We start from the raw sequence: 16,218 nt of genomic DNA, 5'->3' as shown, positions 1-16,218 counted from the left end.
GGGAGGATGCTTGGCCATCTTGGGGGGCGCGATACATGAGAGCCAAGCCGTATTCCTCCGAGCAACTCGCGTGCCAGACAGGCGCGCAGCCTCCTCACGGGGCAAGCATAAGCTCATGAAGTGTGGGGCTGGGTCGAAACCATGAAAAACGTGCGGGCGGCGGGAGATCCGCCCGCACGAGTTGCGCTACGAAGCGGCTTGGGCCTCAGGAGGTCATCATTGAGCAACCAAGCCGTGCATCACTCAGCAACCGGCGTGCCAGACTGTGAAGCAACGACGAGAGACCAAAAAGTTGTGCTTTTTCACGCCGCGCCAGCCAACCACTCGGGCGGCTTGCGAACATGAATGTCGGTAACCTGACACGGTCGTACGAGATCGGAGGGGCAGTACCCAATAGTCGAGGTCGCGAAACGATTGGATCAATCGTATCGTGCACAACGATCGACGCATCGGGTTCAACGCTCAGCCTTTGCAACGGCTCCTCTTCGATTGGGCAGTTGAGCAGTGCGGCCGTTGCTCCGCAATTGATCAGGGGCAGCTCACGCTTTCCGTCGTCTACTGCAAACGCGCGAGCTAAATGGCTGAACTCTTCGTCGTCCCGTTCTTGAAGATCGGCGACCGTCACAGTTCATCTTGGTGCGGCTGAACCTCCGGTCGGAGGGTGCGAGCGGTGGTTTACCCGGACACGGCCTCGCGTCAGTGTCGCTTGCTACTACCGGTGCGCTGTTGGCTTCGGATTAATCAGTCTCCTTGTCTGGTGCGTTGCCGCCGGCTGCGCTCTTCGTGCCCTTGGTCGACTTCCTGCCAACTTTGGCGCCTGCGGTCCTGAGCTTAGGCGAGGAATCGTCATCGTCGCTGATGCCACTTTGTACGCTCCTATCTTGCATGCCTTTGCGAACCTTGGCGTCGGTAGCGAGGCTTTGCGCAATGACGGAGTATGCGAGGAAAGCCGAAAGGCCGCATGCGATTGCAGAGGTCTTGGCTAATTTCATCCATGTCTCCCGGATTGAACTGTCTTGCGAGGGAGCGATTGTGGCTTAATGCCGCTGCGCTTCGCATCGCGTTGAGGGGACGAGCGGTCGCAACATTCACGATGGCGCCCACACCAGCTCTGCCATTTGGTTTGTGCTACGCCCCTGGTCCGATGCTTCGCGTCTCCAAGATTACTGACAGTTTCCAGGCTACGCCCTGACGTAGCGTGAGGTTCAAGCGGTTTCTGCAGTTTTGATTATCAGTCCGCCATTCTCGGAGCTGTTTATGTGGTATCAGGCTGATCTTTCGGGATCGTGCGGGTCTGTGCCTGTCGCGCAAGCGGCTCAAGGAGGCCGTATTCCGCTCGCCGGCTAAATAGGCCCAATTTTTCCCCGGCAACGCATATTGGTATGGGCAATGGCGAGCCGCTCATGCTCGGAATTCGGAACCGTCCAACGGAAGGCCATCGAGAAGCTGAAGCTCGCGCTATCGCAGATCGCAGTGCCGTCGCTGGCCTGGCGTGAGGCCTTCGCCTGCCTCGGCGCGCTTTGCGTAGGCGGCACGACGTGGACGCGCTTGACTGTGCTTGCTTGCGGAGACCCTTCTGTTCGAGCCGGCTAGACTTGACGCAACCGCCTCAACCATTCTCGCGGCCGCCACACGCGAGGGATGATCCTTCGTCCCCTTCCTCGTCGAACAGGTTCGCCTGGTTCGTTGAATGCGGGGTCAAGGTGATGAGAGCGAGAAGCAAATCTGCCTCTTCGGTGCGCTTCCACCAGGCTGCAGCAATCTCGGCCGGGCCCACTCGGCGCGGTGGCTCATTGCGCGCTCTCGATCGTTCGGTCACGGACGATACCGCCCTTTGCGGCTGATTGTTTCTCTTTCTTCGCTGAATCGTTCCAACATCTTGAGCAGTTGAACCGAGAGTGGCCAGTCTCCTCCTTGAGATTGCGCTTCAGCACGCGGACGCACGTGGCCTCTTTGATGGCTTGATCTGGCCGAAGACCGGCTTCGCCTCGATCGTCTGAGCCGCAACGCCGTTGCTGCGACTTTCTTCCCCTGGGCTGCGCCCATTCCTCGCGAGACAAGAAAGTCGCCTCAACGGCGTCCTCCGCTGTGCTCCGGCCCTTGGAACGCGGGTGCGTCGCCGATCGTCCTCGGCCTTTAGATCGCCATCGAGGCCGCGGTGGTCGCGGGCTCGAAACACAACAGGAGAAGTGACATGGCTAACATCGGTTCCTTCAAGAAGCTGGGTAACGATTTCCAGGGCGAGATTGTCACCCTGAGCCTGCAAGCCAAGGGCGTCCGTATCGTCGCCGAGACCAACCGCTCCAACGACAACGCTCCGAGCCACCGCATCTATGTGGGCCGGGCCGAGATCGGCGCAGCCTGGTCGAAGCGCTCCGAAGAGGGGCGCGATTACCTCTCGCTCAAGCTCGACGATCCCTCGTTCAACGCACCGATCTACGCGAACCTGTTCGACGACGAAGGCGGCGAGGGCTACACGCTGCTGTGGTCGCGCCCGCGCAAGAACGGCGAGTGAGCCTCAACCCTTCAGAGCCCCGCCCAATCTGTCGGGCGGGGTTCTTCTTTTCTGCGCGAGCCAGCGAGAATCTCTCGCTGTCGGATGGGTTGCACGGATCGATCTGGGCCGGCGCCTCCGGCGCCGGCCCAGCGCAGGGTTTTGCGCGCGTATTGTGGCCTCAAACAGGGGTGCATTCGTCGCCTCCCCTGCGCGCACAAGCGCGGCCTTCTGGGAGGCGGAGCGAGTCCAATAAGCGACCTTCATTGAATGCCGTTGCGAGCTTCTCGCTCTGTTCCCGGAAAGTTGCCTGGTCCGGGCCTACGCGAGGAATTCATATCGTTTCCGTGGCCCGAAGGCGAGCTGGCGAGTGAATTCACGACCAAGGGCGTTTTTCACGGATTGAGCCAATGCAAGTAAGGTTTTCAGGTCCCGTGAGCGTTTTTCGTGAGCGGAGGCTGCTAGAGGCGCGACTCCCGCCGGCTACGCAGCGCTGATTGACGCCTACCAGCTTGCCGTCCCGGTCCCACGCGTACTTTCCGCCGTCGGAACGAAGCACCGCATCCTTGAGCGAGCAGGATGGCGCATCGACACGCCGCGTCATGCGCCTGCTGCGACTCTTGAGGGACAGCTGACTTTCGCGCTCAAGAACGAAGGAATAGACCTCGCCATCCTGAAGCGGCTTTTCCTTGCCGTGCGGGAGGAGGAGATTGCGGAGCTTGTGAAGCAGACGCCGACCGGGCTCTACACGCGTCGCATCTGGTTTCTCTACGAATGGCTGTTGGGATGCGAACTCAATCTGCCCACGGCGGACAAGGTCTCCTATGTCGATGCCGTCGATACCGAACTCCAGTTCGCGAACTCCGGGCAGAATTCGATACGGCATCGCGTCCGCAACAATCTGCCAGGGACGTCGGACTTCTGCCCGCTCGTGTTCAAGACGAGAGCGCTGACGGAATTTGTTGCACAGGACCTCAAGGAGCGCCCGTGTCGTGGTCAGCCAGGTCCCGAAGGATCTGCTCGCGCGAACCGGCCGCCTTCCTTCTCCGCAAGGACTCCAAGACGAGCTACGTCATCGAAGGCGAGAGACCGCCGCAGGATCGCATCCAGCGCTGGGGCAAGGTCGTCGGCGAAGCAGGACGGGCGCCGCTCGATGAGGCGGAGTTGCTGCGCCTGCAGCGGATCGTCATTGGCGATAAGCGCTTCGTAAAACTCGGTTTCCGTAGCGAAGGCGGCTTCGTCGGCGAGCATGACCGCGAGACCCAAGGACCTATTCCGGACCATATCGGCGCGCGTCACGAAGACATCGCCTGCCTCGTGCGCGGATTGACCGCGTTCGATCAGGCGGCGGAAAATGAGCTTGATCCCGTCGTTGCCGCCGCCGTGCTGGCTTTCGGATCCGTCTACATCCGCCCGTTCGAGGATGGTAATGGCCGCATTCACCGATCCCTGATGCACCATGTTCTGGCACGGCGCGGATTCAATCCTGCCGGGACCCATTTTCCTGTTTCAGCAGCCATTCTCGACAAGATCGGCGAATACAAGGACGTGCTGGAAAGCTATTCGCGTAGATTGCTTCCATGCATCGAATGGGAAACCACCCCCCAGGGCAACGTCAAGGTCTTGAACGATACAGCTGACTTCTATCGCTTCTTCGACGCAACGCCGCACGCGGAATTTCTCTACGCATGCGTGCAGAGGACCATCGACCAGGATCTTCCGAGGGAAGCCCGGTTCTTGCGGAGCTTCGATAGATTCCGCTCGGGCGTCGAAAACATGATCGACATGCCGGAGCGGACCCTCAACTGCCTCCTTGGATTCTTGCAACAGAATGAAGGGCGACTGTCAAAGCGCGCCCGTGACAACGAATTCTCCCGGTTGACGCCAGACGAAGTCACGAAGATCGAGGAGCTTTATCAAGCCGCCTTCCACGATTCCGGTTAAGTGTCTTGTCAAGCGTTGGCTGAGTTTATTGCCGTCTCCCTGCGGGACCGGGCTGTCGGCTGGCGCTGAAACCCCGGCTTACGCCGGGTTTTCACCCTTCGGGCTTCCATCCCTGACGGAAGCTGCGGCGCGGCGGGATGTCGGGGGTCGCCGTCGCGGGTCCTTGGCATTGACGACCGACGATACAGGAGAGGCAGAGGGGAGCGGCCTTGGCCATGACGGGTTGAGGGTCGGAGGAGAGTCTTCCGGCGCCCGTCATGGAGATTGCTCCCATGAATACGCAGATTGTTGATGCCAGCCGCAACGCCAGTTTCGGCTACAGAGTGGATGTGAGCCGCGGCGAGCGCGTTGGTCGGGTGTCCTCGGAGTGGTTCTGTCGTCCGGCGGATGAGCGTTATCTGTCGCTCAACGAACTGGCTTGCACGGTGCGCGAGCGCGCGGACCGCAGCCGGACGCGCGTGGTCGAAAGTGCGCTCATCCATGTCGAGGCGAGCCGTGCCGATCCTGAGCGCCTGGCCTTGATGCTGCCCGGCTCGGACACGCCGGTCGCCCCGACCCACTGGAGCTTCGGCCAGCTTGCAAGCCAGGTTGGCGCTCCGGCCGCCTACCTGCGGCAGCTCCCCGCGGCACTCGCAGGCATCAACCTGCAATATGGCCTGACCGCCAATCGCCTCGAGCAGATCAAAACGCTCGAGACCGAGGATAGCCGTATCGAGCTTCGCGCTGTCACCGGTCCCGACTATGGCCGGATCTACGACCACGAGCTGGTTGAGGCCGTACAGCGCATCGCTGGCAACGGCACAGGCGATACACGGTGGAAGGTGCCTGGTGCGCTCGACTGGTCAAGTGGCATCTACAATCCGCGCGTCGACATTTCCAAGGACACGACAACCCTCTACGCATCGGACAGGGACGTTTTCCTGTTTCTGGTCGATGACCTGAATCCGATCGAAGCCGGTCGTCTCCGGGACGGCTCGCCCGACCTCTATTTCCGAGGCTTCTATTGCTGGAACTCGGAAGTCGGCGCGAAGACGCTCGGCATGGCGAGCTTCTATCTTCGTGCGGTTTGTCAAAATCGCAATCTGTGGGGCGTGGAGGATTTCGAGGAGATGACCATCCGCCATTCCAAATACGCAGCCTCCCGCTTTGCTCACGAGGCAGCCCCGGCACTGTTGAACTTCGCCAACTCGTCACCCATGCCCTTCGTCAACGGCATCAAGGCCGCCCGCGAGCGGATCGTGGCACGCAGCGACGAGGATCGCACCGAGTTTCTGCGCCGCCGCGGCTTCTCCAAGGCCGAGACAGGCAAGGTGATTGAGGCGGTGCTGGCGGAGGAAGGCCGCCCGCCTGAAAGCATCTTCGATTTCGTGCAGGGCATCACCGCCGTCGCGCGCGACAGGCCGCATCAGGATGTCCGCCTTGACATGGAGGCCAGGGCCAAGAAGTTGCTCGACCGCGTTGCGTAGTTGCGGCCAAGCCGGGGATTCCGTTCTCCAGCTTGGCTCGTCTGCGCTTTTCCGGTTCACCGATCTGGGTCGCATCCGAGATCGGTCGCCACTCAGTTTTCCGATAGCGCGGCAGCCGCCAACCACCGCCATTGCGCCCGCAAAAGCGAGAGCAAGAGAGGGGCGGGCCTGTTCGTGAACGGGTTGGAGGCCGAGAGAGAGGCTCCCGGCCGCCCGTTTCGGAGAAACTGACATGACAAAGGCCGTTCAGAAGATCAAGCTGTCGTCCTCGCGCGACATTCCCTTCAGCAAGCTCGTCTTGAGCCAGAGCAACGTACGGCGCCTCAAAGCCGGCATCTCGATCGAGGATCTCGCCGAGGACATCGCCCGGCGCTCTCTGCTGCAAAGCCTCAATGTCCGGCCTGTTCTCGACGACGTAGGTCAGGAGACCGGCATGTTCGAGGTGCCGGCCGGAGGTCGCCGCTATCGCGCGCTTGAGCTCCTGGTCAAGCAGAAGCGCCTGGCGAAGACCGCGCCGGTCCCTTGCATCGTCAGTGACATGGGTGACGAGATCACCGCGGAAGAGGACTCGCTCGCCGAGAACGTGCACCGCGTCGCGCTTCATCCTCTGGACCAGTTTCGCGCATTCCAGACCCTGCGCGAGCAAGGACGGTCCGAGGAAGATGTCGCGGCCATCTTCTTTGTATCCGTCAACGTGGTAAAGCAGCGGCTGCGGCTTGCGGCGGTGTCCCCGAGGCTGCTCGAGGTTTACGCCGACGACGACATGTCGCTCGAACAGTTGATGGCGTTCTCGGTTACCGCCGAACACGCCCGGCAGGAACAGGCCTGGGAGACCGTCAGCAAGTCGGGCTACGACGAACCGTATCAGATCAGGCGCCTCCTGACCGAGCGTGCGGTGCGGGCGTCCGACAAGCGCGCGCGATTTGTCGGCCTCGCCGCTTATGAAGCGGCCGGCGGCGACGTGCTGCGCGATCTCTTCGAAGAAGATGGCGGCGGCTGGCTCGAGGACGTTGCGTTGCTGGAGCGTCTCGTGGCTGAGAAGCTGAGGGCAGAAGCTGAGACGATCGCCGCCGAAGGCTGGAAGTGGATCGAGACCACCGCCGCCAGCTTTCCCTACGGCCATGACCACGGGCTTCGTCGGCTCGACGGCGATCCGGCTGCTCTCACCGCCGAGGAGCAGGCGCGCTTCGATGCCCTCCAGGCGGAATACGACGCGCTTCAGACAAGATTTGAAGACGCTGACGAACTGCCCGGTGAGGTGGACGCGCAGCTTGGCGAACTCGAGCAGGCGCTCGAAGCGTTCAACAACCGGCCGGACATCTTCGAGCCGGACCAGATGGCCAGGGCCGGCGTCTTCGTCAGCATCGATTGCGAAGGACGGCTTTCTGTCAATCGGGGATATGTCCGACCGGAGGACGAGGTGCCTGCGGCTGACATCGAAGGCGAGCGAGGCACTGATGCACCGGTGACTGAAGGGCAGAAGCCCGATGCTTCCGTCCAGCGCACGGCGGTTTCGCTCGCCGGTGCATCGACCGAGCCGGAGGAGCATGATGAGGATGTTGCAAGGCCGTTGCCGGATCGGCTCATCACCGAACTGACGGCGCATCGTACGTTGGCATTACGGGACGCGCTGGCAGAACATCCGGCAATCGCGTTCCAGGCGGTGCTGCACAACTTCGTGCTGACGGCCTTTTACCGGTACGGATCGACAGGCACCTGCCTTGAGATCGGACTTCGCACGCCGACCTTTCCCGCTCAAGCCCCCGGGCTCAGGGAAAGCGGATCTGCCAAGGCAGTGGAGGCACGGCACGAGTCCTGGAAGGTACGGTTGCCCAAGAGCGAGAGCGATCTCTGGGATGCGCTCACGGCCCTTGACGGTGCCGCACAGGCATCCCTGTTTGCTCACTGTGCGTCATTTGCGGTCAACGCCGTCCATGAACCGGCCAACCGTTCCAATCAGGGCCGTGTCTATGCTCATGGTGTCTGCTCTCGGCTCGATCAGGCCGATGTGCTGGCGCGCGCCGTCGGCCTCGACATGGTTCAGTCTGGCTGGAGACCGACCGTCGACAATTATCTCGGCCGCGTCACCAAGCCTCGTATCCTTCAGGCGGTGCGGGAGGCGCGAGGTGAATCGTCGGCGCAATTGATCGATCACCTGAAGAAGACCGAGATGGCCAGGGAGGCCGAGCGTCTTCTCGAGGGTTCGGGCTGGTTGCCGGAGCTGCTGCGCCTCGTCGACGCCACCGCCTCGCCAGTCGAACAGGAAGGGGAGGCAGGCCCGCTCCCCGAATTCCTCGCCGACAAAGGGCAGGAGGACGGTGGCGACGAGGCTGAACCACAGCTCGATGCCGCCGAATGACGCCTTATCGCGGGACGGCTCCGGCCGTCCCGCACACTTTCCATCGCAACGTCTCATCTCGCGCCCGGCTTCATGCCGGGCTTCTGCCTTCAGCGGCCGTTTCCTCCTTTGCTTGTTTGCCGATGCTTGCCGACGGTTTGGCGGCGCGGTCGTTGTAATCTCGGCCGATCAGATCCTCGGCAAGTCCACGAACGATCTCCTCGAGGCGTTCATCGCTCAGGTCACGCGGTGAGACCGGCGGGGCCCTCCACGCCGTGCCCGGCACTGCATTTCGTCTTGTCGCCGGCCGAATGTGGTGGCGCGGCGTGAGGGCGCGCGGCCGCCTCCTGAGAGGCAAAGAGCGGGCGGGACGGGTTTGAGCCGGCACGGTCCAGAGAGAGCGCCAGCCGGCTCGACCCGTTCCCGCTCTCCGAAAGACATCCTACCATGACCGAATCTCTCACCGGCGGCGCCGCCGCCGCGCCGCTCTCGATGCGTGCCGCTGCAAGTCTCACCTCTGCCGCTCTCCGCGCCGCACGGCAGCTCTTGACCGAGCTCGAACGCGGTCGTCGCATCGATGCCGCTGTCGTGCGCAGCGCCATGGAGGCTGCCTTCGCCGCCTCGGACGCGGCCGGCGCCTGGAATTGGAAGACCGCCTATGACGCCTGCGAGGCGGCGACCGTTCTCTTCCTTCGCAAGTTCGGCCCGGCCATGCGCGCCAAGGTGGGTTCGACGGCCGCCATGCTGCCGATGCTCGCAAGGATCGCGAACCGTCTGCCGACCCATACGCGGCGTTCCGAGGATAGCCAGGCACTTCAACAATTATCGACGCCGATTCCGCTCGGCCTTGTTGCATCTGCGGCGGCGGGCGTTACGCCTGCCGATCGCGTTCTCGAGCCCTCTGCAGGGACAGGCTTGCTTGCTATCTTTGCTGAGCTTTCGGGCGGAGCCCTGGTGTTGAACGAGTTGGCCGAGGACCGCGCGACATTGCTCGATCAGCTGTTCACCGACGTTAAGGTCACAAGCTTCGACGCCGCCCAGATCGATGATCACCTTGAGGCGAGTGTCGCCCCGAGCGTCGTCTTGATGAACCCGCCGTTCTCGGCTGTGGCGAATGTCGAACGATCGATGCCGGACGCAGCTCTTCGGCACATCACCTCGGCCTTGGCGCGCCTTTGCGACGGCGGGCGTCTTGTCGCCATCGTTGGCAAGACCCTTGCGCCGGATAATCCGGCATGGACGGAAGCCTTTGTTCGTCTCCAGGAACGCGGGCGGGTTGCGTTTTCTGCCGCCATTGACGGCGCCGTCTACGCCAAGCACGGGACACAAACGGACACAAGGCTGCTTGTGATCGACAAGCTGCCTGCGGCTGATCCGAAAGTCTTTCCCTCTTCACCGGGCATCGCGAGCGATGTCGCGACCTTATTTGACTGGGTGGCCCAGCATGTGCCTTCGAGGCTACCCCTCGTCACTACGCCGGCTGCGGTCGACCTTATGCGTCGTCGTCCAGCGAAGGCGAGATCGACCGCCGCCGCTGCACCGTGTCAATCATCCACGTCTGAAAGCGCGAGACCAAGAGGCGTAGAGCTCAACTACGAGACAGTCGAATGGTCACCGCCGGAAGGAGCCCGACTGACCGATGCGCTTTATGAGGAGTACGAATTGCAGTCGATCCGGATTCCCGGATCGCATCCACATCCGACCAAACTCGTGCAGTCCGCGGCGATGGCATCCGTCGCGCCACCGAAGCCGACCTACCGTCCGCACCTGCCGTCGCGTGTGGTGACAGATGGACTTCTGTCGGACGCTCAGCTCGAGAGCGTCATTTATGCCGGCGGTGCACATTCCGAGTTCCTGGCAGGCTCCTGGACGGTCGATCCGACCTTTGATGTTGTGGCCGCCGCGTGCGAGGACGCACAGAACGCCATCCGCTTTCGCCGTGGCTGGTTCTTGGGCGATGGCACCGGCGCGGGCAAGGGACGTCAGGTCGGCGGAATCTTGCTCGACAATTGGCTCAAGGGCCGCCGCCGTGCGGTCTGGATCAGCAAATCCGACAAGCTGATCGAAGATGCCCAGCGCGACTGGTCGGCGCTGGGCATGGAGCGCCTGCTGGTGACGCCGCTGTCCCGGTTTAGCCAGGGCACGGCGATCCGGCTTTCGGAGGGCATCCTATTTACAACCTATGCCACGCTACGCACCGACGAGCGTGGCGAGAAGCTTTCGCGTGTCAGGCAGATCGTTGAATGGTTGGGCTCCGACTTCGACGGAGTGATCGTCTTCGACGAGAGCCACGCCATGCAGAATGCGGTCGGGGGCAAGGGCGAGCGCGGCGACCAGGCGGCCTCTCAGCAGGGGCGCGCGGGCCTGAGGCTCCAGCACGCCTTGCCGAATGCTCGGGTGGTCTATGTGTCGGCGACGGGCGCCACCACGGTGCACAACCTCGCTTATGCCCAACGCCTCGGGCTTTGGGGCGGCGCCGACTTCCCGTTCGTCACGCGCGCCGAGTTCGTCGAGGCAATCGAGCAGGGTGGGGTGGCGGCCATGGAGGTCCTGGCCCGTGATCTAAAGGCGCTCGGTCTCTACGCCGCCCGCTCATTGTCCTATGAGGGGGTCGAGTACGAGCTCGTCGAGCACCAGCTTACGTCCGAGCAGGTTCGCATCTACGACGCCTATGCTGACGCGTTCAGCATCATCCATAACAACCTCGACGCGGCGATGCGGGCCGCCAACATCACCGGCGAAACCGGAACGCTGAACGGGCAGGCCAAATCGGCGGCGCGATCCGCCTTCGAAAGCGCCAAGCAGCGCTTCTTCGGGCATCTGCTGACCTCGATGAAGACGCCTTCGCTGATCCGATCGATCGAGCGTGATCTCGACGCCGGCCATGCCGCGGTGATTCAGATCGTCTCAACGGGCGAAGCGCTGATGGAGCGTCGGTTGGCCGAGATTCCGACCGAAGACTGGGGCGATGTCCAGGTCGACATTACGCCTCGCGAGTATGTCCTCGACTATCTCGCCCATTCCTTCCCGGCGCAGCTCTATGAGCCCTTCACTGATTCAGAGGGCAACCTCTGCTCGCGGCCTGTCTATCGCGACGGCCAGCCGGTCGAGAGCCGGGAGGCTGTCTTGCGCCGCGACCGCTTGATCGAAAAGCTTGCCTCGCTGCCGCCTGTTCCTGGGGCGTTGGATCAGGTCATCCAGCGTTTCGGCACCGACATGGTCGCCGAAGTGACCGGCCGTTCGCGCCGCATCGTCCGCCAGCACGACCGATTGGTGGTCGAGAGCCGAGCGGGCTCGGCGAACCTCGCGGAAACCTCGGCCTTCATGGATGACGTCAAGCGCGTCCTCGTGTTCTCCGACGCGGGCGGCACGGGAGGGCAGGGCCTGTTCCGGCCGGAGGACAATCTCGAAAGCCGGTACGGGCGTGATGCCTTGCGCCAACTCTACACCTTGCTCGTTCGCGGCAAGGTCGACGGCTGCTCGCTCGAGTGGTTCGAGGATGCGACCGGCCTGCAACTGACTGATGCCAATGGGCTGAGGGACGACCTGCCGCCGATCACGACCTTCCTCAATCGTTTGCTGGCGCTCACCATCGACTTACAGAACGTTCTGTTCACCGTCTTCGAACAGCTCTTGACCGCTCGGATCGAGGGCGCGATTGCCTCCGGCACCTATGACATTGGGCTGGAAACGCTCCGCGCCGATAGCTTTGTCGTCTGCGACCGGCGGACGATCTACACCCATCCCGGCACCGGGGCGCAGACCCGCCTGCTTACGCTGACCCAGCGCCAGCGCAATCATCCCTTAAGTCTCGATGAGGCTCTGGCTCGGCTTTCCGATCATCGCGCGATCCTGTTGCTCAATGAACGCTCGAGCCGTGCGGCCGTGCAGCTCCCGGCCCCAAGTTTCATGCTCGACGACGGCGAGATCGAGCGGCGCATCCGCCTGATACGGCCGATGGAGCAGCACAGCGTCTCCCTCAACATGATGGCGGAAAGCCATTGGGCCGAATCGGATCGCGAATGCTTTACCGCGGCCTGGCTGGCGGAGCTCGCCGAGCTACCCGAGTTCACGCAGAGTACGATCCACGTCGTGGCCGGCTTGCTGTTACCCATCTGGAAGCGGCTGCCCAATGAATCAAGCCGAGTTTATCGGCTCCAGACCGACGCGGGCGAACGCATCATCGGCCGCAAGGTCTCCGCCGTCTGGGTCGCGAACGTCCTTGCCGCGGATGCTCCCACGTTGACGCCGGACGCTGCCTTTGTCGCGCTGATGGAGGGACGGATCATCGTCGATCTTGCCGAAGACCTCCAGCTCCGCCGTGTCCGATTGATGGGTGCAACCCGCATCGAACTGTCGGGATTCAGCGACACCATGCGCGATCGCCTGCGGGCTTATGGTCTGTTCGCGGAGATTATCTCCTGGAAGCTCCGCATGTTCGTGCCCACGGACCCAAGCGGCGTGGAGGTCCTGGCGAAGGTGCTCGACAGCTACCCGGTCGCGCGCGTTGGTGGACGGGAGGCCGCGTGATGCCCCGCGACGCCTCCGAATTGGCACGCCGCCTCGCGCGCGAGGCCGAGGCGGTATGCCGGCACTATCTCTCCAATGGTAGGCGGGCCGGACGGTACTGGGTGGTCGGCGACGTCCACAACACGCCGGGCCGTTCGTTGTTCGTACGGCTCCAGGAATCGCCGAAGGGTCCCGCCGGCAAGTGGACCGATGCCGCGACCGGACAACATGGTGACCTCCTCGACGTCATCCGCGAAAGTCTGGCCTTGCGAGACTTTCGCGAGGCGGCCGAGGAGGCGCGACGCTTTCTGAAGCTACCTCGTTCCGAGCGGCAACCTGCTCAGGAACTGGTGGGTCCAGCCGTGCCGGCCGGATCGCAGGAAGCAGCCCGTCGCCTTTTCGCCATGTCCAGCCCAATCGACGGGACTGTGGTTGAAGATTATTTGCAGCGTCGCGGAATCGCCCGCATCCACCATGGCGGCAGCTTGCGCTTCCACCCGCGTTGCTACTATCGACCGGACGAGCATTTGCCGACCGAAACATGGCCAGCGATGATCGCCTGCGTCACGGACCTCATTGGGCGGATCTCCGGTGTGCATCGCACCTGGCTCGATCCAGACGGCTTTGATCGTGTCCGGCTCGGCAAGGCTCCTGTCGACACGCCACGACGGGCCATGGGCGACCTGCTCGGCAATGCCGTTCGTTTCGGCCTGGTGGACGACGTGCTCGCTGCCGGCGAGGGCATCGAGACCATGCTGTCGCTGCGTTACGTTCTGCCGACCTTGCCGATGACAGCGGCGCTGTCGGCCAATCACCTCTCAGCCATGTTGCTGCCATCTGGGCTACGTCGACTCTACATCGCCCGCGACGCCGATGCCGCCGGAGATGCCGTACAGGCTAACCTTACCCAGCGCGCGGAAGATGCCGGCGTTGAAGCGATCGCGCTGTCGCCTCGGCTGGGCGACTTCAATGAAGATCTGCATATCTTCGGCCCTGAAGCGCTCCGAGCAGCGTTGCTGCTTCAGCTCGTACCAGAAGACGTCGCTCGCTTCCTGCATTCGCCCCCGCTGGCCGAGGAAAAAGCCGCTATCGTTCGATCGACCGCGCTGGATCGGTCGTAGATTGGTCCAATGCCGGAAGAGCACGCGACCACGGCCTTCTGGAGGGCGATCGGACGGCAAGCGGTTCGGGCCGGCAATAGCTGCGTCCGGCTATTTTCCGCCGCGCGCAGGCAATGAGAAGAACGCTGGCGATCCGACCAGCGCGCTTTGCATCGCGAAGCAAAATAGCCGGCCTCCGCCATCCTCCGCTGCCGCTTCGGCCCTCCGCTTCCGCCTACGCCCTACCGGGCTTCGGCGGACAAGCCGCTCCGGGTTCTGGCCCGTTCCGCCCGCCGTCTGAGTGATCGCCACGAAGGCCGCGATGGGCGCGGCCAATCCGGCAAAGGACCTCTTCCCATGACCGACCACGACGACATCGAACCGGCGCAGGCCACGTCTTCGACCGACCACGTCCTGAGCGAATTGCAGCTCTTCGGCTATCGTCCCTTCGACGACCAGCCAGATCCAAGACCACTTCCCGAGGCGAGGATGATCGCCGGTGCCATCGTCGATATGTTCGACGCCTTGGTCGCCACGCTGAGCGATACGCGGCTTGAGCCGGACCTCAACGAGCTCCTTTGGTCGACTGTGAACCTGTTCCATCGTGCCGTCGACCGCATCGAACGCCAACTCGACGACAATGAACAAGGCCAGCGCAAGAGCCAACGGGAGCAGAACGGGTCGGAGGTGCGATCGGTCGAGCTTGAGCGCCTGACGGCCGAGGGCATCACGCTGATCGAGCGTCGAAATTGCTTGGAAATCTTTCGCGATCAGGCGATCGAACGATTCGAGGTCTACACCGGCTCGTTCTGGCGTCCCCGGTCGGGCTCGCTGGTCAACCACCGCACGCTCACCGCGGCGATGATCGACTCCCGCGACTTCATCGCCGCCAAGCGTCGTTCCGAGACCGAGGTCATGTTGCCGCCAGGAGTGAAGATCGCACTCACCGGCGGGCTAGACTTCAACGACCACCGCCTCATCTGGGATCGCCTCGACAAGGTTCACGCCAAGCATCCCGACATGGTCCTGCTCCATGGCGGCTCGCCCAAAGGCGCCGAATTGATCGCCTCCAAATGGGCGACCACCCGCAAGGTGCCCCAGATCGCCTTCAAGCCCGATTGGACAAAGCATGCCAAGGCGGCCCCCTTCAAGCGCAATGACGTCATGCTCGAACTCCTGCCGATCGGCGTCATGCACTTTCCGGGTACAGGGATCCAGGACAACCTCGCCGACAAGGCGAGGCGTTTCGGCATCCCCGTTTGGAGATTCGGCGGCGCGTGAGCGCCGTCATCTCGCCCCCAACCTTCAGAGCGGAGTTGTATAAGCCGCAACTCCGCCTCGTTCAGACCTTATATCCGAAGTCGCGCCGTGGTGGTGGTGGAAGGTGCGACTTGCAAATCCATGCAATGGAGCCGCCACCATGCCCGCCCTTGGGCTTGTTCTCAACGCACTCGGCATCGGTTTGTTCTGCTGGGCAGTTTTCGCGCTGGCAGTGTATGCCTTGCCGTTCTTCGTCGCACTCAATTGCGGGATGATAGCGTTCCATGGCGGCGCCGGCGTCATCGGCGCGCTGCTCATCGCAATTGCCGCGGGCGTGCTGACATTTGCCGTCGGTGGGACCACCTTCGCTGCCAGCCGATCCGTAGCCCTGCGCGTCATGATCGCGACCATATTTGCTGTTCCAGCTGCCATCGCCGGCTACAATGTTGTGCTCGCGCTATCGCAGATCGCAGTGCCGTCGCTGGCCTGGCGTGAGGCCTTCGCCTGCCTCGGCGCGCTTTGCGTAGGCGGCACGACGTGGACGCGCTTGACTGTGCTTGCTTGCGGAGACCCTTCTGTTCGAGCCGGCTAGACTTGACGCAACCGCCTCAACCATTCTCGCGGCCGCCACACGCGAGGGATGATCCTTCGTCCCCTTCCTCGTCGAACAGGTTCGCCTGGTTCGTTGAATGCGGGGTCAAGGTGATGAGAGCGAGAAGCAAATCTGCCTCTTCGGTGCGCTTCCACCAGGCTGCAGCAATCTCGGCCGGGCCCACTCGGCGCGGTGGCTCATTGCGCGCTCTCGATCGTTCGGTCACGGACGATACCGCCCTTTGCGGCTGATTGTTTCTCTTTCTTCGCTGAATCGTTCCAACATCTTGAGCAGTTGAACCGAGAGTGGCCAGTCTCCTCCTTGAGATTGCGCTTCAGCACGCGGACGCACGTGGCCTCTTTGATGGCTTGATCTGGCCGAAGACCGGCTTCGCCTCGATCGTCTGAGCCGCAACGCCGTTGCTGCGACTTTCTTCCCCTGGGCTGCGCCCATTCCTCGCGAGACAAGAAAGTCGCCTCAACGGCGTCCTCCGCTGTGCTCCGGCCCTTGGAACG

The 16,218-nt window shown here is 62.8% G+C and carries 12 protein-coding genes; 8 read left to right on the top strand and 4 right to left on the bottom strand.

All coding sequences use genetic code 11. The features are described from left to right. Window positions 1-205 precede the first annotated feature (205 nt). Both CI41S_RS44015 and CI41S_RS15005 read right to left on the bottom strand, forming a co-directional pair. Window positions 206-625: a hypothetical protein gene (locus tag CI41S_RS44015; RefSeq protein WP_175607155.1), complete on the bottom strand. Its 420-nt coding sequence runs from the start codon at window positions 623-625 to the stop codon at window positions 206-208. Window positions 626-737: 112 nt separating this feature from the next. Further along, window positions 738-992, bottom strand: a complete 255-nt coding sequence (locus tag CI41S_RS15005) for a hypothetical protein (protein ID WP_139860069.1) — start codon at window positions 990-992, stop codon at window positions 738-740. A gap of 1,202 nt (window positions 993-2,194) precedes the next feature. Here CI41S_RS15005 and CI41S_RS14995 point away from each other — a divergent pair. Then, window positions 2,195-2,515, top strand: a complete 321-nt coding sequence (locus CI41S_RS14995; protein ID WP_018270286.1) for a DUF736 domain-containing protein — start codon at window positions 2,195-2,197, stop codon at window positions 2,513-2,515. 355 nt (window positions 2,516-2,870) lie between these two features. On the opposite strand, the gene CI41S_RS45150 is transcribed toward CI41S_RS14995, so the two are convergent. Then, window positions 2,871-3,380, bottom strand: a complete 510-nt coding sequence (locus CI41S_RS45150) for a hypothetical protein (RefSeq protein ID WP_347339249.1) — start codon at window positions 3,378-3,380, stop codon at window positions 2,871-2,873. Window positions 3,381-3,481: 101 nt separating this feature from the next. Between CI41S_RS45150 and CI41S_RS45145 the strand changes: the two genes are divergently transcribed. From CI41S_RS45145 to CI41S_RS14960, 7 genes are all read left to right on the top strand, one after another. After that, window positions 3,482-4,438 carry a Fic family protein gene (locus tag CI41S_RS45145; RefSeq protein ID WP_347339248.1) on the top strand — a complete coding sequence of 319 codons (957 nt, stop codon included), beginning with the start codon at window positions 3,482-3,484 and terminating at the stop codon, window positions 4,436-4,438. A 272-nt stretch (window positions 4,439-4,710) separates the two neighbouring features. Next, a complete protein-coding gene (locus CI41S_RS14985) occupies window positions 4,711-5,904 on the top strand; it encodes a DUF932 domain-containing protein (protein WP_139860065.1) in 1,194 nt (397 codons plus the stop codon). 232 nt (window positions 5,905-6,136) lie between these two features. After that, window positions 6,137-8,263 carry a ParB/RepB/Spo0J family partition protein gene (locus CI41S_RS14980; protein WP_139860063.1) on the top strand — a complete coding sequence of 709 codons (2,127 nt, stop codon included), beginning with the start codon at window positions 6,137-6,139 and terminating at the stop codon, window positions 8,261-8,263. A gap of 426 nt (window positions 8,264-8,689) precedes the next feature. Then, window positions 8,690-12,772 (top strand): strawberry notch-like NTP hydrolase domain-containing protein, encoded by a 4,083-nt coding sequence (locus CI41S_RS14975; RefSeq protein WP_139860061.1) that lies wholly within the window; start codon window positions 8,690-8,692, stop codon window positions 12,770-12,772. After that, window positions 12,772-13,872 (top strand): DUF7146 domain-containing protein, encoded by a 1,101-nt coding sequence (locus CI41S_RS14970; RefSeq protein ID WP_139860059.1) that lies wholly within the window; start codon window positions 12,772-12,774, stop codon window positions 13,870-13,872. Before CI41S_RS14975 ends, CI41S_RS14970 begins: the two co-directional genes overlap by 1 nt. A 336-nt stretch (window positions 13,873-14,208) precedes the next feature. Further along, complete coding sequence (locus CI41S_RS14965) at window positions 14,209-15,132, top strand: DUF2493 domain-containing protein (RefSeq protein WP_139860057.1); 924 nt, start codon at window positions 14,209-14,211, stop codon at window positions 15,130-15,132. A gap of 139 nt (window positions 15,133-15,271) precedes the next feature. After that, window positions 15,272-15,703 (top strand): hypothetical protein, encoded by a 432-nt coding sequence (locus CI41S_RS14960; protein WP_139487237.1) that lies wholly within the window; start codon window positions 15,272-15,274, stop codon window positions 15,701-15,703. A 197-nt stretch (window positions 15,704-15,900) separates the two neighbouring features. Here CI41S_RS14960 and CI41S_RS44080 read toward each other — a convergent pair. Further along, window positions 15,901-16,218: hypothetical protein (locus CI41S_RS44080; protein ID WP_210242655.1), on the bottom strand; the 318-nt coding region annotated here is incomplete at its 5' end.

Source organism: Bradyrhizobium ivorense, assembly GCF_900696085.1.
GTDB lineage: Bacteria > Pseudomonadota > Alphaproteobacteria > Rhizobiales > Xanthobacteraceae > Bradyrhizobium > Bradyrhizobium ivorense.
Note: the sequence above shows the minus strand (reverse complement) of the source record. Positions and strands in the feature narration are given on the sequence as shown.

What these genes read in the sequence shown, in the direction of transcription:
- CI41S_RS15005 (WP_139860069.1), bottom strand. Translation starts at nt 992, where the DNA reads ATGAAATTAGCCAAGACCTCTGCAATCGCATGCGGCCTTTCGGCTTTC.
- CI41S_RS14995 (WP_018270286.1), top strand. Translation starts at nt 2,195, where the DNA reads ATGGCTAACATCGGTTCCTTCAAGAAGCTGGGTAACGATTTCCAGGGC.
- CI41S_RS45150 (WP_347339249.1), bottom strand. Translation starts at nt 3,380, where the DNA reads ATGCCGTATCGAATTCTGCCCGGAGTTCGCGAACTGGAGTTCGGTATC.
- CI41S_RS14985 (WP_139860065.1), top strand. Translation starts at nt 4,711, where the DNA reads ATGAATACGCAGATTGTTGATGCCAGCCGCAACGCCAGTTTCGGCTAC.
- CI41S_RS14980 (WP_139860063.1), top strand. Translation starts at nt 6,137, where the DNA reads ATGACAAAGGCCGTTCAGAAGATCAAGCTGTCGTCCTCGCGCGACATT.
- CI41S_RS14975 (WP_139860061.1), top strand. Translation starts at nt 8,690, where the DNA reads ATGACCGAATCTCTCACCGGCGGCGCCGCCGCCGCGCCGCTCTCGATG.
- CI41S_RS14970 (WP_139860059.1), top strand. Translation starts at nt 12,772, where the DNA reads ATGCCCCGCGACGCCTCCGAATTGGCACGCCGCCTCGCGCGCGAGGCC.
- CI41S_RS14965 (WP_139860057.1), top strand. Translation starts at nt 14,209, where the DNA reads ATGACCGACCACGACGACATCGAACCGGCGCAGGCCACGTCTTCGACC.
- CI41S_RS14960 (WP_139487237.1), top strand. Translation starts at nt 15,272, where the DNA reads ATGCCCGCCCTTGGGCTTGTTCTCAACGCACTCGGCATCGGTTTGTTC.